The organism is Streptomyces sp. NPDC028308, assembly GCF_055565855.1.
In genome coordinates this window covers 1-21670 of the sequence record NZ_JBVHTO010000020.1, presented here as the reverse complement: position 1 = coordinate 21670, position 21670 = coordinate 1, and the positions used below count along the sequence as shown (strand labels likewise).

Here is a 21670-nt window from a genome sequence, read left to right as displayed (position 1 = left end):
GCACGCCCAAGGACCCCCGAGCGTGCCCGTCTTCTTTCTGTACGAGGTGGACAGCTGGCCGTGTTTGCCCCCGGGGTCTCAGGGCGTTGGTAGGTGGCGGCCCGGATGCTCGGCTGAGACGGCGGGTCAGTCGAGGCAGCCGGGTGAGGTCGGCCGTGTTGGAGTATGCCGCGCGACCGGACCAGCCAGACACGGAATTGCGGCTTCCGGGGAGCATGCGGTAATGCCTGGGATGCTCGCGCAGGACTCGCACATTGCTCAGAACGTGGCCGATAGAGTCCAACTCGCGTCACAGTTATGCCGGTAACAGTGACGGCTAGCCGACGCCAAGCTCGGCAAGGTCCCGCGGCTGTTGCGCGAGCTCCACGACGCCCCTACGGTCCGCAGCCATTGAGGAGCCCCCGCCCAGTGGGCGGAGTAATGATCTATCTGCCCGCCCGTCCGGTTTAGCGAGGGGCAGGTAATACCGCGCGAGCGCTCGCTACCAGGGAGTCGCGAAGGGCCCCACCGCAGTGGGGCCCTTCATCGCTGTGTGTCAGGGCAAGAGCATGAACTGCGTCCAGTACGTACCCGAGCCAACCGCGGTACTGACGCTGATCAACCAGAACAACACTGTCAGGGACATAGACAGCTGGAGATGGCGCCCAGCCTCCACACGCAGACCGTCCCGCCCAACGGTGATCCCCCACTTCGGCTCACTCTTCTTCGTCACGGCTCTCCCCTTCGCTGCGCATGCCGGGATACACCCGGATCCGCCGGGCCTCGGCATGTGTGGATGACTCCATGAAAGGGCCCTGGTAGGAGCGATACCAGCTACCCGAACAGACCCGTTGCACTTCGTACGGCGCAGGTCAGTACCGAACAACCCACTTGTCGGACCGAACATCTGCCTTGTTCGGCAGCGTGCGGGGAAGTCCGAGAACGTTCGAGCTGAGAGGTCTACCCTGACTCACACGAAGTGGGGGGTATGGCAGTGGACCAAAACCAAAGGGACGAGTCTGCGCAAAACGAACCACAGGATGTATCGAGCGCAGCGCTGGAGGAGTTCGCGAGAGACCTAAGACGGTTGCACATTAGGTGCGGCGAACCCTCACTCCGTGATCTACAAAAACAAACCAAAGACTGGACCCGACCGTGGGTTCCGTTGAAGGCGTCGACGCTGTCGGAGGCTCTCCAAGGGAAGCGGCTACCTAGAGAAGTTCTTGTGAGGGGACTGGTCTGGTGCCTCGTAGGGACCGAAGAAGCCGTACAGGAATGGGTTGATCGGCGGAGCGCAGTTCGACAGCTCCAAACGGAGGCAGACCGGTCAACGAAGCTTCCACCACCGGACACCATCATCCCTCCAAGCCATGTAGACGTCGCCCAGCAGCTCATCGCCAGGGCAAGTGCGGACGCCGAGAGAGTAAGGACGGAGGCGGAAGCCGCAGAGCGTGTACGGGCGGAGATCGAAGAACTGCGTACTCGTACTGAGCTGCAGGCCCGCCAGCGGCAGGAGGACTCGCAGACCGAAGCCGAACGCGTGCTGGCTGAGGCTAGGCGCGAGGCCGCAACAGTTACCGCAGCAACCCAACAAAAGATCACCGATCATGCTGAGAAGGCAGCAAGCACCGCTGAGGGACTGCTAGCCCAAGCCAAGGCAGACGCGCATGAGATACGCGCTGAGGCGGCGGCGGAGGCCGAGCGGGTCACGACGGCTGCGCGAGACGACGCCGAGCTGATCCTCGACGAGGCCCGCAAGGAGGCCGACAAGCGGCGGTCCCAGGCTGCCGAGCAGGTTGACGCGCTCATCTCGGAGACGGCGGTGGAGGCCGGCGAGCGCCTGGCGGAGATACAGCGGACCGCACAGACACTCCTAGCATTCGCCCAGAAGGAGGCACTGGCCACCCTGAGGGAGGCGGCGGCGGAGGCCGAGCGGGTCACGACGGCTGCGCGGGAGGACGCCGAGCAGATGCTCCACCACGCGGCCTTGGTGAAGAGGCTCCACGAGGCCCGCCCCGACACGAGTCCGTTGACAGATCTCTCGGGAAACCCCGTGGAGGCGGATGATTTGGGCTACGAGGCCGATGTACTGGACGACGGAGTGATCGGGTACCCCAATGAGCTGGACTGAGCATACGAAAACAGAGGCTCGCCGCTGGTGACGGCTCCCCGCACGCGTGCCTCCTAGGGCTCTCCGTAGCATTTTGAACTGACCGACATCCCGCTCGGTGACGGAACCTATGCGCCCGAACCAGTCGACTAGCCACGAGGATGCGCCATGTCTCACCCGCAGATTGGCGTTACCCATGACGCACTGCGGCAGGGGGCGCGGCCTGCTGCCCGGCGCACGCCACTGAAACGCGCCTACAGACTCCAAGCGTTGTTGTCCACGGACAACAAGTCCGGCCACGGGCAGAGGTACGAACCACCGCTCGCACACAGTTGAAGGCTGGGCCCGGGAAAACTCCCGTAGGCCCAGCCTTCGACAGCGCTCTAATTCAGGCGGTGGCTTCTGCGCCGACACGCTCCATGAGCAGTTCTGTCAGCTCGGTGAGCTGTCCCGGAGTAAGCCGCCGCACAAGGTCCTCGGCAATTTGCCGCGGTTCACCCAAGACGATCGATGAGGGACTCGGCTTCCCACTCCCCTGCTGTTCAGGCACCGTATGGGAAGCGGAAGAGGAGGTCGCCCGAAGCTCCTTGTTGTCCGCGGACAACAAAGTCTGCGATTCGGTGGGCTCCCCCGCCGCCGGCGTTGCTTCTACGAGCGTCGGTTTGTTGTCCACGGACAACAAACCCTCCCCCAGCGCAGCCCCGGAAGCGTCCACGGAGGACCCGTCAGCCGAGCGCTCCGAAGCCCTCGACTTGTTGTCCGCGGACAACAAGCTCTGCGATTCGGCGGGCTCCCCCGTCGGCGGCGCTCCTTCTGAGGACGACGGCTTGTTGTCCGCAGACAACGAACCCTGTTCAGCAACCGAGCTGCCCGCTGTTCTGACCGCCTGGAGCAGTTCCAGTTCTTCGGCCCGCTTCCGGGCGGCGACTGCTTTCATCTCCTTCAGGTAGTCGAGGAGGGCAGCAGCATCCATGCCGGGATTTTCCTTGCAATGCCGCGCAAGGAACCGTCCGTCACGCTCGGGTAGTTCACCCGAGCTGAGCATGGCCTGGATCTCCACGGGGAGGTCCAGCAGTGTGAGCTGGTTCGTAACCCAAGACCGGTCCTTGCCGAGGCGCTCTGCAGCTCGTGCTTTTGCTCCCCGCTCAGCCTTCTCCGAACAGACCGCCACAAGAGCCTGGACGCCGCGCGCCCGCTCGATGACGTCGAAGTCCTCCCGCTCAAGGTTCTCCTGCAGGAGATGGTTTATGAACGCTTCACGACTGGAGGCCAGATCGTCCCGGACAACAAAGTCCAGCGCATCGAGACCGACATGGACAGCGCTCCGGAAGCGGCGCTCACCGTTCACCAGGACGTGGGCGGCTCCGCCGATGCGGTCTTCGTGGCTGGGCCACAGACCGAGGTAGGCGCTCCGGGAAACAACGACACAAGCGGCCAGCTGCACGGTGCGCAGTTCCTCGCCGAAGCGTGTCTTGTCTTCATCGCTACCGAAGTTACGGCGCGGATTCAGCGGTGTGGGGGAGACTTCGTCCAGCCGCAGTCGCACCAGTTCGTAGGCAGGGACGTCTCCCTGAGTCACGGCCTTTGCGCGGCCGCGGGCGCTGCGGGTGCGCCGCGCCTCACTGAAGGAAGAGCCGGTTCCCAGCCGGTCGGCGACGCTCATCCGCTGATCCTCCGTGCGATGGTCCGCATTTCTTGTGCCTGTTCGCAGTTCGGGGAGTGCGCTAGCAGGGGAGTCTTCACCCGCACCGCCTCCCGCTGGTCTTTCAGTTCCGGCACCACGGCCAGGACGGGAGGCTCCCCCAGCTTCTGCCACTCCGTCAGGGACGACGTGGCTACATATCCCTTGCGGCTGTCGTACATGTTGACCACGAAGCCGAGCTGGGCGATGTCGACGTCCATGTCGTCGACCAGGTCCTGGATCTGCTCTCCGAGCATGTCGTAGGCGTCTGCCGATGAGTCCTCGGACAGCACGGGGATGACGATGCCGGAGGTGCCGGCTTCTTCCCCCTCGCGGGTGCGGCAGTAGTAGATGGCCGTGTCCATGCTGTAGCCGAGGCTCGGGGGGCAGTCCACGACGATGAAGTCGAAGTCGTGCTCCAGGGGTTCGAGTGCCTTCTCCAGCGCGGTCTCCTTGATCCGGACGACCCGGCTCGTGGCGAGCTTGGCGTCCAGGAGGAAGGCGTCCTTGCAGGCGGGCAGCAACCAGAGGTGGTCCTCGAAGTCACCCCCCTTTATCGGCACCAGCAGGTCGCCGAGCCCTCCGTCCTTCACCTCACCGAGCATGTGCTTGGCGAGGCTCGGGCTGTCGATCTCGATGAGCGGGTGACCGAGCTGCTTCGTCAGGTGCCCTTGAGGGTCGAAGTCGATGAGCAGGGTGCGGTGGCCGGACTCCGCGAGCGCTTGGGCAACGCCGGCGGACACCGACGTCTTGCCCACGCCGCCCTTCTGGTTACCGAAGATGATGCGCCGGGCCCCGGTGACGCGGGCCGGCTTCGGTCGCGGGGAAGGGTGCTCATCGAGCCAGAGCCGGATCGACTGCGCAATGCCCTGGTTGTACGTGATGCCGCGGGCCTTGCAGTCCCGCTTGAGCTTGTCGTACAGCCCAACCGGCAGATAGGTCGCGAAGGATGACCCGCCGCCGGTATCCACTGCGGGCCGATTCTTCGCCTTCCGCCAGGCTTCAACGCCTGCAGTCACAGCGTCCTGAATGTCGGTATCTACCTCAGCGGCACGGACCTTGAGCTCTTTGCGCAGCTCAGAAGGCAGCTTAGCTACTACCTTTTCCCGCTCGCTCGGATCGTATGGGGCGGTCATGGCGCTACCTTACTTACCCTGCTGCCTTCTTGGACAGCAGGAGGCCCTGTGTCGGCACTTGTTGTCCGCGGACAACAACACCGGCCGACCCGGGATGACTGCGAGCGCCTACCGACGAAGCCCCATGAGAGAGGCCGGACGCCGACGCGAACGGTGTACGAAAACTTCCGGACACGAGCCGACGAACGCGATGACCTGCGGATGTCCTGAAAGAGCGCACGCCCGGCCCAAGAACCGCAAACAGCTGATCCGTTGTCAGTGCCCGTCGTCAGCATGGTGCTGACGACCGGACGAATGACCCGTGGGGGGATCAGATGCCGTTTATTCGACCCTATGTGCGATCAGATGGGACGCAGGTACGCGGCCACACCCGCTGGGCGCCAGGCGCACGCCGCGAGATGACGATCCTCAGCGCGGTAGCCCTGGCGGTAGTCGCCTTCGGCCATAACGGAAGCGAGCTCCCACGGGGCACCAGCCCGCAGAAGTCACCCGGGCAGTACCCGGTCCTCTTCAACCAGGGCACCGGCAACACACCCCGCCGCACCGAGCCACACCCCACGGTGTCGTACCCCATCAAGTTCGACACCCCTAAGAGAACAGTGACGCGGCCCAAGCCGACCGTCTCCTACCCGATCGACCTCTCCACCCTCGGCAGCAACCAGTGACCCGCCGACCGCCCGCGAGGCGACGACCGGCCCGACGTCCGAGCCGGCGCCGTAAACAGCAGCAAGAGGTCCAGCTCGTCACCGCAGCCGTGGCCGCGGTAGTCGCTATCAGCCTTCTGGTGACAGCGGTCAACTGGCTGCTGGCCCACTGGTGGATTCTCCTTATAGCCGTCCTGCTCGCGGCCCTGGCCGGCGGCGCGTGGTGGCAGCAGCACACCCAGCGTATGGAATGGCAACGAGTCCAGCAGCGCGCCCTGCGATACGGCATCGCACAGCTCGACGCACTGACACACCAGCAGTTCGAAATCGCCATCCGAGACCTGATGCGACGCGATGGCTGCGCCGACGCCCTCCGTGTGGGAGGCAGGGGTGACCTCGGCGCTGACGTGAAGGCCACCGACCCGTACGGTCGCCGCTGGGTCATCCAGTGCAAGCACCGCCGAAACGGTGCCCGAGGGGCAGCAGTCGGCACACCAGACCTGCAAGTCCTGAACGGAACTGGCCGCCCCGTTCACAAAGGTGATGTTGTCGTCATGGTGACCAATGGACGGATCACGCAACCCGGGCGCGACTTCGCCCGCCAGCAACGCCTACACCTGGTCGACCGCCAGACGTTGGCTCAGTGGGCTACAGGGAACCGCCCTCTGTGGCAGCTTCTGCCCATGCTCCCGCCACCGCGAAGGCCAACGATGTTGCCCTGAGCGCTGGGCGCTTGATCCCTGGCCGTGAGGTACGCGGCTGGAGCCCTGGTCGGTCGGGCAGGGGACTTGGGGATGTCTCAGGGGCGCCCCGACGGGGGCCGCCCCTGAGACAGGGCGGGTCATTTGCTACGGCGGTCGATCTCGCGCTGCACCGTGTCGATCGAGTGTCGGATCTCCGCGATCGACACGCCTTGCTGCCGGGACAAGGCGAGCAGCTCCTCCAGCGAGATTCGCTTGCCCGCAAGCTTCTTGGTGAAGCAGTCAGGGAGGACTGTTTTCTGGAGAACGTCGATACGCGCTACGACGTCGCCGAAGGGGAGGTCGGGGGACCGGCGTTCGGCCTGCTTGATGCGGGTGCGCAACTCATTGAGGGCGCTGAGGTCGCTCCGCTGGACAGGCATGTCCGCAAGCTTGTCCAGCACGACGGCTGCTTCGTCGAGCAGGATGTAGTCCGGCTTGAGCCGCTCCGCCTCGGTCGACCTCTTGTGCTTGCGCAGCTTGTAGAGAGTGAAGCCGGCCGACACCATGAGCCCGATCAAACTGATCGCGGCCGCCCACGTCCAAGTACTGCTGAAGGTCTCCTGGGGAGCGTTACTGCTCAGCATCACACGGACGCATGGACGATATGCGGTTTTCACCAGCTGGGAAGCCGGGCAGTGCATCATGAGTTGTCCTTGTAGAGAAGCGAGCGTCTCAGCAGGGTTCCTTGGCAGGGCATCGCTGCTGAGACTGTTGGTCGTTTCTCGCCGCGCCGCACAGTCGGCGCAGGGCCTGGCCCCGGACCCGGTTGGGTCCGGGGCCATCGGCGTTCGAGTGCGGCCTTCCCCGCATGCTGTGCCGGGGGATCCAGGGGTGGGGGCCCCGTGTACGGGAGAGCGGAGGCCGCATGTTCGCGGTTGCAGATGTTCCCCTCAAGTCAAGACTCCTGGAATGTTCAAACCAAACGCGATATTCGATGTTGCGGCTACGGCGAACTTGCCGCTGAGCAAGCGCTTGGAAGCTGGCTGACTCCCGGATCATCGGAATTATCCGGAATTTATCGTTCAGCTTCCAGGTGAATGACTCAGTGGTATTTCACGCTCGAAGCATCCGTAGGATCCCCTCAAGATCAATTGGATTATTCGGACGTCGTTCCGAAAGAATGTGGCCCTGCCGATGGGGCCGCGATGAGGGGGGCGCATGGGGCGAAAGATGAACACCCTGGAGGACGACGGGCGCCCTCTGACGGACTTCACTCTCAAGCTGCGCAAGCTCCGCGAAGACGCCGGCAACCCGACCCTCACCCAACTAGCCGGGAAGGTGGGCTACAACCAACCTCGTTTATCAGAGTTGTTCAACGCCAAGAAGGTGCCAGACGAAGATCTCCTCCGGGACGTCGTCACAGCCCTGGGAGGGGACACAGAACAATGGGCTGAGCGACTGCAACGGCTCCGGGCCGCAGAGCATGACTTCCACGCAGCAAACGCTCAGGACGGCGACTCGCCGCAAGCCCAGATTGCTCGGCTGGAGTGTGAGAACAAAAGGCTGCGAGACCTGACGGAACGACCAAGGACGGTCATCGCTCAAGCCCGCGCAGCAGAAGACCACGCGGGCCAGCGCATCCAAGCCGCAACCGCATTGGAGCGTCGCGCCCGTCGCTTGCTGCAGTCAGTCCATGACGAGTACCAGCTGCTGCATGAGCGGATCCCGGAAGCTGAACGAAGAGCCGAGGCGATCATCGCGGACGGGGTGGCCATGGCGACCGCCGCCGAACTCAAAGGCCAGATGCGCCACCAGGAGATAGTCGCCGGGGCCAACCAGCGGGCGAAAGAGACGCTGGCGCGCGCCGAGCAGGCGGCCCGCGAGATGCTTCAGAACGCCGAGAAGCGGGCCAAGGATCATCGAGCCAACTCCTACGCCTCGCTGGACAAAACACTCAAAAACATTGATCAGCTACGCGTTGAGGCAGAACAGGCGGTCCAACAAGCAGCGGCTCAGCGCGCCAGCCTGGAGATGCGTGCCAAGATCGAAATTGAGCGACTCGTACGAGAAGCCCAACACGGCCTAGAGAAGGCCGGCGCCAGCGAGCAAGCGCAGGCACTCGAACTGCTCCTCCTGGACTTCAACATCACAGGAAGCCACACAGCAACACGAGGCAGACACGCCCGCCAAGCAGGTCCCAGGCTCGAGGAACTGCCTAAAAGGCCCAAGAAGAATGGAGTGGCAGCGGACCTGACCGTGCAGCTGCCACGACCAGAGTGGACCGGATGGACCTTCCCGCAACCGCGACAGTAGCCAACTAGCAGCCGCAGGCGACGTGACCCCGCAGACCCTCGCATGCCGGAACTCAGGTGATGAAAGGTGGGACGTCGTCTGGCTTGAGGTCGGTGCGGATGCGTTGGAGTTTGACGGGGTGGCGCCAGCGGCCGGCGTTGTCGCGTGCGACATCGACGCTGACTTCGGCGACCGCTTCGGGCTGCACCAGGACCGGGTCCAGCTTTTCCTGGGTGCCCCATCCCGCGCTGAACGTCCAGCCGTGCCAGGGATGTTCGTCCGGGACGTGGGCGGGGGAGAGGTGCGGGGCGACGTTCGCGCCTGCGGCTGCGGTGAGGGTGGACGTTCTTCCTATGTACTGGAGGCGGCCGGTGGGGTCGTACCGTCCCAGCAGCAGAGTGCGGGGCGCGGCGAGTGATCCGGTGACCGCGCCGATGATCGCCTCCGCTGTCTGCCGGACCTTGTACTTGCTCCATCCCCGCGTGGGCTTATAGGTCCCGTTGAGGTTCTTGAAGACGAGGCCCTCAAGTCCGGCGACGGTCCAGTCGAGCCATTCGCGGGCGGTGTCCGGGTCGGTGGTCGACGGGCACAGCGCCCACGGCGCGGTGAGGTCCCGCTCGGCGAACAGTTCCTCGAGCGCGGCCCGGCGTCGCCGGTACGGCCAGCGGGTGAGATCGGTGTCGCGCAGGCGCAGCAGGTCGAACGCGACGAAGTGCGCCGGCCACTCGGCTGCGAGCTGAGCTGCCCCGGCCCCGCGGCGCATCAGTCGTCCGTTGAGCCGCTCGAAGGCGAGCCGCCCCGACGCGTCCCACACGACCAACTCGCCATCGAGAGCCGTGTCTTCGGGAAGCTGCGCGGCGCCAGCGCGGATTTCAGGGAAGGCGGGGGTCATGTCGGTGCCGCGGCGTGAGCGCAGCAGGACCCGGCTGTCGGACCAGTGGGCGAGCTGGGCGCGGTAGCCGTCCCATTTAGGCTCTGCCGCGTGCCCGGGCGGCAGGTCGGATCCCGGGACGGGTGTGGTGAGCATCGGCTCCGGGAGCATCCAGACCATGGCGTCCATCTAACCCGCCCGGTTAGGGGCTCAACAATCGATCACGTGAGGGCGCTGCCAGGTTCGGGGCCCATTCGCTCAGCGCCGCGACGCGAGGGAAGAGTTACTACTAAAGCCCGTGCTATGGAGGTGGGGGCAGCCAAGCAGCAGGAAGGGTGACCGTCGCAGGAGTAGGAGATCCGACAGCAGCCAGAAGGCCTACAGGAGCTGAACCCATCGCGGCTTGGAAGGACAGTGTGCCGGAGGAGAATGTCGTTCCGCTGAAGCCAGGGGCGCGAGACAAAGTCGCTCCCTCGAAGCGCACTGTGCCGCCGGAGATGGTCGCGGTGCCGAAGTGCACCATGCTGCCGGAGAACGTCGCTCCGTCGAAGGACACTGCGCCGCCGGAGAACGTGGCGTGATGGAAGTACACGCGGCCGCCGGAGAACGTTGCTCCATCGAAACGCACCCCGCTGCCGGAGAACGTTGCTCCACCGAAGTGCACCAGGCCGCCGGAGAAGGTCGCTCCGTCGAAGGACACCGTGCCGCCGGAGAACGCTGCGCGTCCGAAGCTCACCGTGCCATTGGTGAAGGCGGCTCCGTCGAAAAACATGACGCCGCCGCTTATGAACGATGCGCCGACGAAGCTCACCGCGCCGCTGGTGGAGAAGATTGCGCCGTCGAATCGCACCGTGCTCTTGGAGAAGGTGGCGCTGTCGAATCTCACCGTGCCCTCGGAGAAGGTGGCGCCGCTGAAGTCCAGGTTGCCATCGATGGTGACGCCGGTGAGGTCAAGGTCGCAGCCCTGCCAGGAGCGCTGGGTTCCTTTGGGACGCCGATAGTGGTCGCCGATGAGACGCAGGATGGTATGCCGAACCTTGCGCAAGGCCAGGTAGTGGTGGTGTCCCTCTTGGACGGCGGGGTCGCCTCCAGGATCAGGGGTAAAGGGAAGCTGCAGGTAGGCGCACAGGACGTCGATGCAGGTCTGACGCAGACTGCTGTCCGGGGCGTCATCGGCCAGACCCGCCAATGCGTGAACGCCACCGAGTCGGACGGCGGGAGAGTCGGATCCGAGTTTGTCGACGGCTTGGGAGAAGCGTTCGGTGTGTAGGCGGGTTGCTTCGCGGTGTGCTCCGGCCTCATCGACGCGCTGGCGGCGGTAGGCGACGACCAGGGCGACGAGCGCCCCGGCTCCGGCAACCAGGCCGAAGGAGAGTTTCACCAAGTCGAAGAGAGTCTGTGCGTCGAGCTTTGCCGTGCTGTCGATCTCCTGGAAGTCCAGCAGGACCACCAAACCATAGAAGGCGCCACCCGCACTCAGAACGGCAGCGACGAAGGTGATGGTCAGGGCCCGGCCGACCTTCCACAATCGCAGCTCGCGGTCATTCGGCGTAGATCGCTGCCTTCGGTTGGCTGTCATGAGGATGGAGACATCACTTGCATGAGCTCGGTTGCGCCCAGGCCTTCTGGGGACGGGTCCGTACCGAAACCCAAGAGGCAACAGGCCTGACCAGGCAGGTCACCCGAGTGCACCGCGGCAGCAGTCAGGTAGTCCGGGTACTGGTGAAGCCGACGGCGGGGCCCCATTTCTCCTGTGCGGTGGCCATGCACCACTGGCACAGGGGCAGGCCGCCGCTTCCGTATTTGTGGGTGGTGCGCTGGCAGGATGCGCAGGGTCCGACCAGGCTGCTGGAGCAGGTGAAGGTGGAAGGGTCCGGCTCGGTGAGCGGTGGGGGAGTGCTGGCCATAGTCGATGCTCCTGGTTCGTACGACGCGGAGTGCAGCGCCGTGAAGGCAGCATACGACCGGAGGGCACACTTGTTCGATTACCTCGCGGCGTCTGCACGCGATGCCTGCGGGCCGCGACCCACGCCCGCCAATGCTGCTACGCCCCCACCACGGGCCCTACCGGGCGCAGGTCACAGCATTGCGCAGCACGCTGCGCAAGATGACCGGCGCGCTGCGTACAGCGACCCCCACCACAACCTCGACCAGGCGCTGCTGCCTCGCGCCACAGGCCCCACCACGGCGGGTCACAGCGTTGCGCACTCGGCACGGCCTTCCACTGCGTAGACGTGTTTCAGCCGCATGGTGCGCACGCGGCCGGCGGGCTTCAGGACGGGCTGCGCATCCCTGTGTGCAGCCGGCTGCGGGGGAGGGGCCGGCCCCCGCCACGTGGCGGGCCCCGGTGGGACCCGCCATCGCGCGGGCTGGACCCAGTAAGCCACGTAGGTGCGGGTTGCCGGTGGTGCGCAGTACGGGTGAGTGCGGCCCTGGTCATCTCTCGTGCGGTGGTGCCGCCGCGGGGGGTGATTGCGTGCTGCCGAGCACCTGGTCGGGGGTGCAGTGGGTGCAGGCGCGGAGCCCGGCAGCGAGCAGGTTGGTTGCCTCATCAGCGCTGACGACGCGGCGGCGCTTTCCTGCCGCGTAGCAGTCGCCGGCATGGAGCTCCACGGGCGGGCGGCCGTCACCGATACCTAGTTCCACGATCCACTCCGGTGTCGGCGGCCGCACCCGCTTGCCTCGCTCACGTTCAGCTTCCCGCACGCGCAGTGCCTCGACTTTGCGGTCGATCCGCTCAAGCCACAGGGCGTGCCACACCCGCAACGCTTCCAGGCGCGGCAGGTCGGACGGCAGGTCGTCGGGCATGGTCTCGGCTCATCGAAGGGCAGGGTGTCCGCTGGCACAGCAATTCGAACAAGTGCTCTAATGAAGTGTATGACGTGCCGTTCTTTCCCGCCCGACCTGGTCGACCTGTACCTGGCCTACGACCGCACCTACCGGGCGCTGGCCAGCGACGACACCGCGTCCTCATGGACGCGGTTGCGGCGGGATCTGCTGGTCCTGGGGACGCGGCTGCTCTACCACCCGTACTGGTCGCAGCGGCGAGATAGCGCGTCTGTGGGGTGGGCAGCTCTGCGCGAGCAGGTGCCGGCCGATCAGCAGGAGCGGAGGGCGGCGTGAGGCACAAGCTGGAGTACCTCAGCGCCCGGCAGGAGGCGATCCTGTCGTGCATCCGGCGCTCGATCGTGGACCGAGGCGAGGCGCCGACAGTGCGGGAGATCGCTCGGACTGTAGGTCTGTCGAGCACGTCGTCTGTCGCCTACCAGCTGCGCCAGCTGGAGGAGCGGGGGGAGATCAGCCGGGAAGGCCGGAGGCCACGGTCTGCTCGCCTGGGCCACTGACTGAGGGCCATCCCTTCCCTCAACTGCAGGTGCCCGCATCTCGGGGCGGGCTGTCCTGCCTCGGCTGAAGCACTGAGGGGTTCTGATTCGCCTCTCTACCTGGGTGGCTGCACGCTGGGATGGTGATCTGTGCGCCGATCGTTGTGCACCGGCCGTCTCTTTCGGGCGGCCGGAGGGTCACGGTGCACCGCCATGGTCAGGCTGAGATCCTTGGAACCGCCTACAGCGACCACGACCTGATCGTGTTCCTGGAAGCCGCCGGGATCGATGATCCGGCGGCCGTCTTGGACGACGCCCGATGGGTGGAGTGGCGCGACGCGCCCGCGCACGACTTCAGCGCCGCTTGAACCTGGGACGCGGCGAGATCGGCGCGGTGCGCAGGAGGACGTGACTGCTAGGCGCTGTCTGGCCGGTCTTGGAACTCCAGAAGTGCGGTCGCCGGTCCCGCTGCCACGGCTGCCTGGTAGCGCTCTTCCACCAGGTGAACGAACACGCGGTCGTGGCGGTCACCTGCCCCCATGGTGCGGCGCCACCCCGGTCCTTCGCGTTCCCACTGTTCGCGCGCGATCCTCCCGCGGAAGTGCCCGTCCAGTTTTACCGCGAGTTTCGCGACGGACAGATGGCCGATGCGGAAGCGCTGCAGTAGTTCTCCGAGAGCGAGAGACGTCATGAGATGTTGCCGATGCCGTTTCAAGGCCACTGGTGTACCGGGCGGTGACCAGGCCAGGAGCAGGTCCGGGTCGCTCAGCGCAAGCGTTGCGAGCTGGAGATGGCTGTCTCTGATGGCCTGCTCGTTGCTCGTGCGTGTCTGGCGGACCTGATAGAGGAGCGAGAGAGCCACACCGGCCAATGCGAGAGCCGAGAGCACGACGGACACCGCCCCATACGTCTGGCTGATGTCACTGAGCTTGCCCCAGTCGGTGTTCGCCGGAGCCAACGCGGCCAGCACGAATGGTGTGGAAACGATCAGGCCCAGCAGTCCGAGCCCGAACAGGGCGTACGCCAAGGCTCTCCGCAACCTCCGCGTGCGCTGCACTTGGCCGATGCCGGTTCTCACATGCCCCCCTAGAACACTGGCTGCCGGTTCGCTGATCAGGATGAAGCGGGCGTAGGCGTCCGGCAAGAGGCCCTCGAGCGGCCATGCGCACGGTGACGGCTCCGCGTGTCCATCAGTGCCAACGGGACGGGACTGCTGGCCCCTTGGCCGGCAGCGCGGGCCCCCTGCCTCGGGCGGTCGATGACGGGGAGAGTCTCCGGGGACCAGAAGGAGCCAAAGGGCCACAAGTGAGCGTGCAGCGCTATGCGGAGCGGGACCATTCGACGCGGCGGCCGGGGTCCTGGACGCAGTGCCAGATGGGGGCTGAGGGTCCGTCGCGAAGGATGTCGGCCAGGGGAGCGGCGAGGATCGGCACGGTGCGCCGGAAGATTGGTGCCGTCAGCTGGCCGGCAGCCGCGCGCAGGGCGCGGATGCGGGTCTGGATGCCGGCAGGTCCGGTGTTGTCCAGGACGAACAGCAGCCGCGGGAAGACGGGGTAGCGGCGCCGCCAGGTCTCTTCCACCGGCGGCGTCTGCATGGTCGGCCTGGGGCGGGCGAGGGGTGTCGGTATGTAGTCGTGCAGGCGGGCGTAGGCGGTGAGTTTCGCGGCGAGGCGCTCGGGTCCCATGGTGGCCCGGTCGACTTCCACGAAGGCCCGCAGCATCGTCCCGCCGTCGGCTGCGCGCCGGTAGTACAGCAGGGCGTCGGGGATAATGGCCTCGCCGCCACCCAGGGGGTGGTGGACCTCGGGGATCCAGTCCAGCGGCTCACACACATCACCGCGGCGCCGCGCGTCCAGGACGAACTGCAGCGCGGTCTCCGTGACGGTGAGCGTGTGCCCGGTACGCAGGCGCGCAGCCGTACGGTCGGCGAGCAGCCGGGGCGGCTGCCAGTCCCGCAGCTCGGGCCACTCGGAGGCGACCTGTACTCCGTACTGCGTGGCGAACCATGCCCGGGTGCGGCCGGCCTGCGGCAGCGTGATCCGCTCCACCAGCCCCTCCACGCGCAGCTTGGCCAGCCGGCGCCGGGTCTGCTCGATCCGCACACCGGGTGCGATCAGCAGGTGCATCTGCTCGGTGGTCGTCATCCGGTACTGCGCCAGCACCGCCAGCGCCAGCCGATCCGAACCGCCCCCATCCACATGCGCCAACCCCATCGTGAGCACCCGCCTCCCGCACAGTGCAGCCCCTCCGACAGGTGCTGCGCGTGCGTTCACGGCATCAGCCGACCCGCACCGAAACCCGCACCACCAAGGCCCCACCACAGTCACGATGCGATAACCCTGCCCCCGACCAGGCCCGCATCCCCGCCACAGACCCCGCCGACAACCCCGCCCACAACACACCGCCACTGTCAGCCGTCTCACGGCGTATCCGCAGCTCACCACCCCTATCCAGGCCTGGTCGCCAGGCCGACATCCCCCTCTGCACACCTCCACACCGCCCCGCACGAGAAAGAAAGAAGGCGAGGGCGGGTGAGGAGGCGCGCCTCGGGGGATCGGGCGGGCTGTCCCCTCTTGCGCGTCGGCCGGGGCCTCCGCGCTCCGCGCCGGACGGAGCCGGCACGACAGGCCGCCGCCCCCGAAGCGAGGCGGTGGGACGGAGAGACCGCGCCGACGACATCCCCCGATACCTGGCAACTGCGCACCGAGGATGACGAAGCCGAGGCTGCGTTGCGCGGGCCGCACCGCCGGTATGCCAACAGCGTGCAGCACGTGGCGATGTGGCTGCGCGGCGCCACCCAGGACCAGCCCTGGGTTCTGTGGGAGACCTAGCAGGCCCCCTCCGTGCGGATTCTCGAGGATGACACCAAGCTCTCTGAAACGCGAAGGACCCCACCGCAGTGGGGCCTTTCACCGCTGGGCCAGGGCCAGAGCATGGAACGCGTCCAGTACGTACCCGACCCAACCGCGGTACTGACGCTGATCAACCAGAACAACACTCACCGAGTTCGACAGAACGCCCTAGCTGGCCGTCACAGATCGTTGTGCATGGCGCCAGCACCCGACCGTACGGCGTGCACGTTCCCGCGTTCGGAGTCTCACTGTCAGTGGGATGCGTGAGACTTCCGATGTGCTGACCGCTTCTCTCGTCATTGTCGCCGAGCTGTTAATCGTGACCGCGACAGTTCTCGTCTTTGTTCCAGGGCCAGTTCAGCGCCGGTTGGTGGCATACCTGGAGCGCTTCGCGCAGCTACGCGCACACTGGGCGGTGCGTCGGGCTGCTCCGCTGCTGACGCAGATGCTGCTCCTGCCGCCTCGATTACAAGATCGTGTCGGCGGGCATGGATTGGCTCCTTCGTATCTCGTGCGGTGGTGGTCGGCCCGGCCTCTGGCTGGACCGGTCAAGACACTCCGCTTTGCGGTGCTCCTGTTCGTCGTGGCGCGCATTGACGACATAGCTGACTGGGAGCATCTGCGGTGGAGCGCGGATCCGGGACCACAGCCAGGTGTAGTGCAGGCGCTGCTCAGCAGCTTTGCAGCCATCCCGGCGGCGGTACTGAACTGGGACTTCTCCGCGATCGACAGAGCATCGACGCTCTTGTTCTGGATCCTGATTCTGACCGCTGAAATACGGCTCATCAAACGTATGAACCTGACCAGCTCCGGCAAAGGCGCCACACATGCCGCCTATGACCTGGAAGGTCTCAGCGGGTACCCAGAGACAAAGAGTGCCCGCATGGAGGACCGGCGCTGTTGGCCGGTAGTGGCCTTGCTGACGGTCGCAGCCGAGAGCGCCACCGTTCTCCGTCGCTGGGAGGAAACCCAGCCGGACTGCCAGATCCCACGCGTTTCGATGCACCCGGTCGAGCACGCCATCTGGAGGGCCCACCGCACCCGGCGAGGCAGAGCCAGACGCCACAACGAACGACAGTTCAAAGCCCATGCCGCCCTGGTAGTCGGCGCGCTGCGACGAGCCGAGGCGCAACAGGACTCCAAGCCAGGCCGCGCCCTGGAAGACCTCACCGTGATGCTCCTGACCATCGCCGAACGCTACGCCGAGGGCCGCATCGATGACCTTCTCGACGCCGATCAACTCGCAGGTGTGACACCCGCCGTACCGCGTGAGCGGATGCGGGGGATCGTCGTAGGTCTCATGGTCGTCGTAGTGATGGCTGGCGCAACCGCGCTCGGATTGCCTGATGCCGCTCTCATCCCTCTGCTGCCCGTGGTGGTCGTGTTCGTCGCAGTCGTCTTCAACCGAGGGCGGATGCCAACTGCGGAGCAGCTCACCGACGTGATCATTCCCCGGTAAGGCGGAGACCCCAGGGACTGGCCGCCCAAGGGTCCTGCGTGTGCAGTTCGTGAGCGTGGGGCTTGCCCTGCGCCCCCTCACCTTCACCGGGAGAGGTCCTCACCTGCCCACCAATATGAGACAAAGCCTCACCTAAGCATGCATGAAGGAGCACGTGAGCAACGAACAGCGGTACCAGCAGCCGCCACAGGTTTCGTTATCCCAGCCGGACACGGCATAACTGGCGCAGGCGCGCCGGGAGTTCGCGAGGAATAGCGTCCTGGTCGCGATTAAAGGTTGTCCCGTAACTGATCTTGAGGTCGGCTGAGCCGAAGCACGATGGGTTGTCACCGAGGCAGGCACGTTGTCACTTCTCAGCGGCTGGCCCTGCTGAGGGCTCGCTTCTCGCTACGCCAGTGCAGGCGAGTACCGCGGTGGCGGTGGCATTGAGGAAGAGCATGAACGTCCAGGACATGTCGGCCGCGTCGATGCGTCCGATGCGAAGAGACTCCTTTGTATGAGCGAGGATGTCGACCGTGGTGGCGAGCGCCAGCGTCGACTGGCCGCGCTTTTGGGTGATACGAAGCCGTGTCCGGTAGGTATGTGCAAGATGGTCGGCAGGAACCAGGCCGTCCCAGACGACGAAGGCTCCGCCGGCGACCAACGCATCGCGTGCGGGTCCGCATGCCATTGTCTGCTCACCGAGCATCTCGACGAGCCTGTCGCGGGTCACGCCTCGACCTGTTGAAAGGACGGCTGCTGATTGAGCATCTGTGACAAGTAGCCTGCCTCTCAGGTGACGACCAGGCTGCCTTACCCGGCTCTTCTGCCAGCCTATTGGGCTCCGCCGGTGACAACTACCGAGCGTCGGCACCTCGGTTTTGACGTGGTCGACCGCTGCTTGAACTCATGTGTCATCCAGCGAGGTTGAGGTTGTGCAGGCGAGCGATGCCGAGCATGGCGTAGTGGATGCCGTCGCCCTTGAGGCGGCAGTCGCGCAGGATCTTCCAGCTCTTCATGCGGGCGAAGGTGTGCTCGACGCGAGCCCGGACGCGCTTATGGGAGCGGTTGTGTTCTTCCTTCCAGGCGGGCAGGCCCTCGCTCTTAAACCTGCGGTGCGGGATGACCAGGCCGGTGCCCTGGTAACCGCCGTCGGCAATGGTCACGGTCTTCCCGACGGCGTCCTTGGCACCGGATTCCTCCCAGCCGCGGGAGTCGTGCCGGTTGCCGGGCAGAGGACGGCCGACCACAACGACCAGCCGAGTGTCGGCGTCGATGACGACCTGGTGGGATGTGGAGTAGCGGTAGTTCTTCGACTGCTCGGCGATCGTGCGATCCCGGGTGGGGATCAGAGTGCCGTCCACGATGAGCACGGTGTCCTTCGCGTACCTCTTGCGCGGCTGGAGCGCGAGGTGGGGCCCGAGGTGGTCGATGATCCGGTCGGCCGCCGACTTCGAGATGCCGAACAGCGGGGCGAGCTGGCGCATCGTCAAGTTCGTACGCCAGTAGGAGACGACCAGCAGGATGCGGTCCTCCAGCGGCAGCCCCCAGGGGCGCCCGCGATGCTCCTTGGCTGCAGTCTCGCGGCGCACAGCCGTCACCAGCTTGCCGAAACAGCGTGGGCTCAGCCCGGTGAACGGGGCTATCCAGGACGGCTCCGACGCCGTGATCACACCGGCCATCCGGAGATCATTTCAGTTGCCGGCACCCTTCCTCACGGCGATCCTGAGCTACGAACAACCAAGGGGGACAAGGTGGGACTGATGCTCTTCCCGGGCGACGACGACGTGGCGAGTCCGGACGTCTCCTGGTCGTACACCGGCTTCAGCATGTTCAGGAAGTGGTTGGCTCAGGCCGAGGGGTTCACCCTCTCCGAAATGAACGGGTTCGGCGGAGAGCGACAGTGGCGCAGTGTCTCCACCACGCTGGCGCCACTGCTCAACCATCCAGACGACGACGGCCCCAACCTGACGCCAGCTCAATGCGCGACCATGCTGCCCCGTCTGGAAGCGATTCTCGACCAGCGGCAGTCTGACGACAGCGACCCAGTCATGCGACGGCGCATCGAAGACGTCAGGCAGTTGATCACCGTCCTGCGGTTCTGCGTGGACAAGGACGTCGAGCTCATCTTCGGGTAGCCCCGGGAGCGCGGAGTACCCCGCCCTGCGGGGATGGGCCGTGGTTACGGGACAGTCTTTAGTGGCGCGTGTTCGGGGACGGCGCGCGCTGTGTGGCGACAGGTCCTGGCCCTCGATGCAACGGCAGGTGCCGCGCCACAGAGCCTCGCGGTGATTGCGCCATGGACCGCATGCGCCATCCGCGAGGTAACAGGCCAATCTAGCGACGACACCGCAGGGCGCGCCCACAGGGACTGGTTTTGCGGCCCAAGCCCCTGCGATGAGGCCGAACATCCCGGTTCACGCCTCCCGACGCGACCCCTCCACAGAAAATTCTGTCTGTAGGTGTCCGAAGCCCTCCGGCCCCTCGTAGAGCTAAGTGCAGCCACACCGCGCTGCACTCGCCACCCGGCCTCCTGCCGGGGCCGGCTAGTGAAATGGGGAAGCCGTGGACTCCACGACGTCTCTGTGTACGACCCGCTGCCTGCTCCTCGGGACCTCCCCCAACGGGGCAGCGGACGTACAGGAATGCACCACCGAGGAAACCAACCGCACCGGAATCGGCTCCTTCGCCGCGAACCGCGTGATCTGCGTGCTGGACGCGGAGTTCACGCAGTTCGTGACGGACACCGAGGCCAAGCTCTTCTGGTACGCCTACCGCCTGTGTGGCAATCGCACGCAGGCAGAGGACCTGGTGCAGTCGGCATACCTCAAGCTCTGGAGCAACTGGACGGGCTACCGTCCCTCGCCTCCGGGGCGCAAGCGGGCCCTGGCCTACAGCGCCGTTAAGAGCGTGTACATCGACTACGTTCGCGTGAAGTCGAACCTGCACACGCCCAGCGACCTCGTCGACTATGACGCGGCCGACGACAGCGCCGTGGACGCCGAGCTCATCGCAACCGAGAACGCGCGCGAGGTGGTGCAGGCGGTTGAGCAGCTTCCCGACCGCTATAGGGAAGTGATCACCGCCGTCTACTTCGACGGGAGCACGGTGGCAGCGTTCGCCGAATCGGAGGGCCTCAGCCCGAAGACGGCGAGCCGCTACCACCTGAAGGCCCTGGAGCTCCTGCGCCAGATCATCGGTACGCGTTAACGAAGGAGGCAGACTATGGACGCCCTAACAACGCGTCTGCGTCTGGCCGCCGATTACCTCAAGAGGGAATCCAGCGCAGCCATAGAGGAACTAGAAATCTCGGCATTCCATGCCGTACCTACCTCCGTGGCTGGCGTTGGGGAACTCGACCGGAGGGGGGAGGGCCCTGCCCTCCCCCCTCCGGGGGGAGATCCCCGGTCAGCAAACCTGAGCACCAAACAGGAAGCCCAGCAGACCCGATTCAAGAACGAATTGGAAACCCTGCTGCGCTATGAACAGGAAGGACAAGCAGATAGCAAAGCCCTGCGCAGAATCGCAGAGCTGACTGAGCTGTTCAACGGGGAGCAGCAAGCTCAGGTCTGGTGGCATCGAGCAGCGCTACAAGGAGACCTTGTAGCAATCATGATGCTCGAAGACGACGAATAGACCAGACGGACGCGAACGGCAGGATCGCAAACCGTCGCAACAGTGTAGGGAGGAACAGCCGAAACCGCGTGTACCCGGAACTTCTGATTCCAGGTCAAGGAGGACGCACGGGATACGGCAACGGAACAATGACCATCACCAACGACAACGCCTGAAATCCCAAAGAGGAAGGAGTGACCATCATGACTCGAAAATGTAGGATTCACCTACGTTGGGGTGCCTGACCATCGCGCTCAGAAGCAAAAAAGGAGGTACCCCCACAGGTCCTGTAGATCAGAGAAATAGCTAGAAGCGGGGGCCCGGGAACTTACCGGGCCCCCGCCAACTGTGCGAAGTGCAGGGGCCGGTAGCTTTCCGCTACCGGCCCCTGCCGGCTACCTCGTAATACCCCCTCGTGAAGCAAGTACAGAGCACTTCCAACTCGGATCCACAATCACCACTGACTCGGAAGGTGTGTCATGGAAAACCGTTTGATTCAAAGTGATGTCAACCCCCAGGAACAGAGCACCGGTTGCTATCCCGATCACTACCGCTCCGCGAAGGCTTCCAGGATCGAGCCACCTCTTGCCGGACGTACCCTTACTGAAATCCAAATCGCTCTCCGTATGTGGTTTAGAAACTACCTCACTCACTCAGTAGTACGAGGTATGTCAGCGGTTCGGACATCATCAGCGGAACCTATGACGGAGCCCAGAACTTATCTGGTAACAAAAATGACGCGCTTCGAGACCGCAACTCCGAACGTGTGGTCTCGAAAGGGGGAGACAGGCGAGACCACAACGAACACCTCCCCTAGCCAGCCGCTTTTCTGGCGCACCCGGAGGGTGCGTCAGGTCCTGTACAGGACTGCGGAGCAGGCCGGTACAGGACTGATCCGGCGTCAGCCGGATCGCCGGATCGCGGAGCGACTCCGGCAGGCAGGGCGGAGCCCTGCCGCATTCCGGCGGAGCCGGAATGCCCGGCGCGGGAGCGCCGGAAGCGTCGCGTAGCGACGCCGCGTCGTGTCTGCGGAGCAGACCGCGCGC

General features: G+C 65.3%; 22 protein-coding genes. 11 read left to right on the top strand and 11 right to left on the bottom strand.

Annotation, left to right across the window (positions count from 1 at the left end; translation table 11 throughout):
• Nucleotides 1-967: 967 nt before the first annotated feature.
• Nucleotides 968-2110 carry a hypothetical protein gene (locus ACZ4VA_RS37095; RefSeq protein WP_468084243.1) on the top strand — a complete coding sequence of 381 codons (1143 nt, stop codon included), beginning with the start codon at nt 968-970 and terminating at the stop codon, nt 2108-2110.
• Between the two features lie 367 nt (nt 2111-2477).
• On the opposite strand, the gene ACZ4VA_RS37090 is transcribed toward ACZ4VA_RS37095, so the two are convergent.
• Together ACZ4VA_RS37090 and ACZ4VA_RS37085 are read right to left on the bottom strand one after the other, a co-directional pair.
• Nucleotides 2478-3752, bottom strand: a complete 1275-nt coding sequence (locus ACZ4VA_RS37090; protein ID WP_468084241.1) for a ParB/RepB/Spo0J family partition protein — start codon at nt 3750-3752, stop codon at nt 2478-2480.
• The gene (locus tag ACZ4VA_RS37085) at nt 3749-4906 is read right to left on the bottom strand and encodes a ParA family protein (RefSeq protein WP_468084239.1); all 1158 of its coding nucleotides are present in this window, start codon (nt 4904-4906) and stop codon (nt 3749-3751) included. The genes ACZ4VA_RS37090 and ACZ4VA_RS37085 overlap by 4 nt, the downstream gene beginning before the upstream one ends.
• A 398-nt stretch (nt 4907-5304) precedes the next feature.
• On the opposite strand from ACZ4VA_RS37085, the gene ACZ4VA_RS37080 reads away from it, so the two are divergent.
• Together ACZ4VA_RS37080 and ACZ4VA_RS37075 are read left to right on the top strand one after the other, a co-directional pair.
• Entirely contained in the window at nt 5305-5571 is a 267-nt protein-coding gene (locus ACZ4VA_RS37080) for a hypothetical protein (protein WP_468084237.1), read from the top strand.
• On the top strand, nt 5568-6272 hold the full coding sequence (locus tag ACZ4VA_RS37075) for a restriction endonuclease (protein ID WP_468084235.1): 705 nt from the start codon (nt 5568-5570) through the stop codon (nt 6270-6272). Before ACZ4VA_RS37080 ends, ACZ4VA_RS37075 begins: the two co-directional genes overlap by 4 nt.
• A gap of 119 nt (nt 6273-6391) precedes the next feature.
• Here the strand turns inward: ACZ4VA_RS37075 and ACZ4VA_RS37070 are convergent, their stop codons facing one another.
• Nucleotides 6392-6880 carry a hypothetical protein gene (locus ACZ4VA_RS37070; RefSeq protein WP_468084233.1) on the bottom strand — a complete coding sequence of 163 codons (489 nt, stop codon included), beginning with the start codon at nt 6878-6880 and terminating at the stop codon, nt 6392-6394.
• Between the two features lie 583 nt (nt 6881-7463).
• On the opposite strand from ACZ4VA_RS37070, the gene ACZ4VA_RS37065 reads away from it, so the two are divergent.
• Entirely contained in the window at nt 7464-8546 is a 1083-nt protein-coding gene (locus ACZ4VA_RS37065) for a helix-turn-helix domain-containing protein (RefSeq protein ID WP_468084231.1), read from the top strand.
• A gap of 52 nt (nt 8547-8598) precedes the next feature.
• On the opposite strand, the gene ACZ4VA_RS37060 is transcribed toward ACZ4VA_RS37065, so the two are convergent.
• The 4 genes from ACZ4VA_RS37060 to ACZ4VA_RS37045 form a co-directional block, all read right to left on the bottom strand.
• Nucleotides 8599-9576: an ATP-dependent DNA ligase gene (locus tag ACZ4VA_RS37060; RefSeq protein ID WP_468084229.1), complete on the bottom strand. Its 978-nt coding sequence runs from the start codon at nt 9574-9576 to the stop codon at nt 8599-8601.
• 121 nt (nt 9577-9697) lie between these two features.
• Entirely contained in the window at nt 9698-10975 is a 1278-nt protein-coding gene (locus ACZ4VA_RS37055; RefSeq protein ID WP_468084227.1) for a pentapeptide repeat-containing protein, read from the bottom strand.
• A gap of 124 nt (nt 10976-11099) precedes the next feature.
• Nucleotides 11100-11303, bottom strand: a complete 204-nt coding sequence (locus tag ACZ4VA_RS37050) for a hypothetical protein (protein ID WP_468084225.1) — start codon at nt 11301-11303, stop codon at nt 11100-11102.
• Between the two features lie 529 nt (nt 11304-11832).
• Nucleotides 11833-12204, bottom strand: a complete 372-nt coding sequence (locus ACZ4VA_RS37045) for a DUF6233 domain-containing protein (RefSeq protein WP_468084223.1) — start codon at nt 12202-12204, stop codon at nt 11833-11835.
• Between the two features lie 69 nt (nt 12205-12273).
• Here ACZ4VA_RS37045 and ACZ4VA_RS37040 point away from each other — a divergent pair, with 69 nt between their 5' ends.
• The 3 genes from ACZ4VA_RS37040 (at nt 12274) to ACZ4VA_RS37030 (ending at nt 13087) form a co-directional block, all read left to right on the top strand.
• The gene (locus ACZ4VA_RS37040; protein WP_468084221.1) at nt 12274-12519 is read left to right on the top strand and encodes a hypothetical protein; all 246 of its coding nucleotides are present in this window, start codon (nt 12274-12276) and stop codon (nt 12517-12519) included.
• Nucleotides 12462-12740 carry a LexA family protein gene (locus ACZ4VA_RS37035; protein WP_468084219.1) on the top strand — a complete coding sequence of 93 codons (279 nt, stop codon included), beginning with the start codon at nt 12462-12464 and terminating at the stop codon, nt 12738-12740. The genes ACZ4VA_RS37040 and ACZ4VA_RS37035 overlap by 58 nt, the downstream gene beginning before the upstream one ends.
• 119 nt (nt 12741-12859) lie before the next feature.
• The gene (locus ACZ4VA_RS37030; RefSeq protein WP_468084217.1) at nt 12860-13087 is read left to right on the top strand and encodes a hypothetical protein; all 228 of its coding nucleotides are present in this window, start codon (nt 12860-12862) and stop codon (nt 13085-13087) included.
• Nucleotides 13088-13134: 47 nt separating this feature from the next.
• Here ACZ4VA_RS37030 and ACZ4VA_RS37025 read toward each other — a convergent pair whose 3' ends face one another.
• Nucleotides 13135-13746 (bottom strand): DUF6082 family protein, encoded by a 612-nt coding sequence (locus ACZ4VA_RS37025; RefSeq protein ID WP_468084215.1) that lies wholly within the window; start codon nt 13744-13746, stop codon nt 13135-13137.
• A gap of 292 nt (nt 13747-14038) precedes the next feature.
• A complete protein-coding gene (locus tag ACZ4VA_RS37020; RefSeq protein ID WP_468084213.1) occupies nt 14039-14932 on the bottom strand; it encodes a replication-relaxation family protein in 894 nt (297 codons plus the stop codon).
• A gap of 898 nt (nt 14933-15830) precedes the next feature.
• On the opposite strand from ACZ4VA_RS37020, the gene ACZ4VA_RS37015 reads away from it, so the two are divergent.
• On the top strand, nt 15831-17030 hold the full coding sequence (locus tag ACZ4VA_RS37015) for a hypothetical protein (RefSeq protein WP_468084211.1): 1200 nt from the start codon (nt 15831-15833) through the stop codon (nt 17028-17030).
• Nucleotides 17031-17376: 346 nt separating this feature from the next.
• Here the strand turns inward: ACZ4VA_RS37015 and ACZ4VA_RS37010 are convergent, their stop codons facing one another.
• The gene (locus tag ACZ4VA_RS37010) at nt 17377-17742 is read right to left on the bottom strand and encodes a hypothetical protein (RefSeq protein WP_468084209.1); all 366 of its coding nucleotides are present in this window, start codon (nt 17740-17742) and stop codon (nt 17377-17379) included.
• A gap of 181 nt (nt 17743-17923) precedes the next feature.
• Nucleotides 17924-18691, bottom strand: coding sequence for a transposase (locus ACZ4VA_RS37005; protein WP_468084207.1), 768 nt, complete (start codon nt 18689-18691; stop codon nt 17924-17926).
• A gap of 81 nt (nt 18692-18772) precedes the next feature.
• Between ACZ4VA_RS37005 and ACZ4VA_RS37000 the strand changes: the two genes are divergently transcribed.
• The 3 genes from ACZ4VA_RS37000 (at nt 18773) to ACZ4VA_RS36990 (ending at nt 20645) form a co-directional block, all read left to right on the top strand.
• The gene (locus ACZ4VA_RS37000) at nt 18773-19147 is read left to right on the top strand and encodes a hypothetical protein (RefSeq protein ID WP_468084365.1); all 375 of its coding nucleotides are present in this window, start codon (nt 18773-18775) and stop codon (nt 19145-19147) included.
• A 427-nt stretch (nt 19148-19574) separates the two neighbouring features.
• The gene (locus ACZ4VA_RS36995) at nt 19575-20219 is read left to right on the top strand and encodes a sigma-70 family RNA polymerase sigma factor (protein ID WP_468084205.1); all 645 of its coding nucleotides are present in this window, start codon (nt 19575-19577) and stop codon (nt 20217-20219) included.
• Nucleotides 20220-20234: 15 nt separating this feature from the next.
• Entirely contained in the window at nt 20235-20645 is a 411-nt protein-coding gene (locus ACZ4VA_RS36990) for a hypothetical protein (protein ID WP_468084203.1), read from the top strand.
• Nucleotides 20646-21670: the final 1025 nt, after the last annotated feature.

Bases quoted from the DNA above. Each gene is read 5' to 3' on its own strand.
- ACZ4VA_RS37080 (WP_468084237.1), top strand. From the start codon at position 5,305: ATGACGATCCTCAGCGCGGTAGCCCTGGCGGTAGTCGCCTTCGGCCAT.
- ACZ4VA_RS37030 (WP_468084217.1), top strand. From the start codon at position 12,860: ATGGTGATCTGTGCGCCGATCGTTGTGCACCGGCCGTCTCTTTCGGGC.
- ACZ4VA_RS37050 (WP_468084225.1), bottom strand. From the start codon at position 11,303: ATGGCCAGCACTCCCCCACCGCTCACCGAGCCGGACCCTTCCACCTTC.
- ACZ4VA_RS36990 (WP_468084203.1), top strand. From the start codon at position 20,235: ATGGACGCCCTAACAACGCGTCTGCGTCTGGCCGCCGATTACCTCAAG.
- ACZ4VA_RS37000 (WP_468084365.1), top strand. From the start codon at position 18,773: ATGCTCTTCCCGGGCGACGACGACGTGGCGAGTCCGGACGTCTCCTGG.
- ACZ4VA_RS37065 (WP_468084231.1), top strand. From the start codon at position 7,464: ATGAACACCCTGGAGGACGACGGGCGCCCTCTGACGGACTTCACTCTC.
- ACZ4VA_RS37055 (WP_468084227.1), bottom strand. From the start codon at position 10,975: ATGACAGCCAACCGAAGGCAGCGATCTACGCCGAATGACCGCGAGCTG.
- ACZ4VA_RS37045 (WP_468084223.1), bottom strand. From the start codon at position 12,204: ATGCCCGACGACCTGCCGTCCGACCTGCCGCGCCTGGAAGCGTTGCGG.
- ACZ4VA_RS37060 (WP_468084229.1), bottom strand. From the start codon at position 9,576: ATGGTCTGGATGCTCCCGGAGCCGATGCTCACCACACCCGTCCCGGGA.
- ACZ4VA_RS37090 (WP_468084241.1), bottom strand. From the start codon at position 3,752: ATGAGCGTCGCCGACCGGCTGGGAACCGGCTCTTCCTTCAGTGAGGCG.
- ACZ4VA_RS37020 (WP_468084213.1), bottom strand. From the start codon at position 14,932: ATGGGGTTGGCGCATGTGGATGGGGGCGGTTCGGATCGGCTGGCGCTG.
- ACZ4VA_RS37015 (WP_468084211.1), top strand. From the start codon at position 15,831: ATGCGTGAGACTTCCGATGTGCTGACCGCTTCTCTCGTCATTGTCGCC.
- ACZ4VA_RS37005 (WP_468084207.1), bottom strand. From the start codon at position 18,691: ATGGCCGGTGTGATCACGGCGTCGGAGCCGTCCTGGATAGCCCCGTTC.
- ACZ4VA_RS37040 (WP_468084221.1), top strand. From the start codon at position 12,274: ATGACGTGCCGTTCTTTCCCGCCCGACCTGGTCGACCTGTACCTGGCC.
- ACZ4VA_RS37085 (WP_468084239.1), bottom strand. From the start codon at position 4,906: ATGACCGCCCCATACGATCCGAGCGAGCGGGAAAAGGTAGTAGCTAAG.
- ACZ4VA_RS37095 (WP_468084243.1), top strand. From the start codon at position 968: ATGGCAGTGGACCAAAACCAAAGGGACGAGTCTGCGCAAAACGAACCA.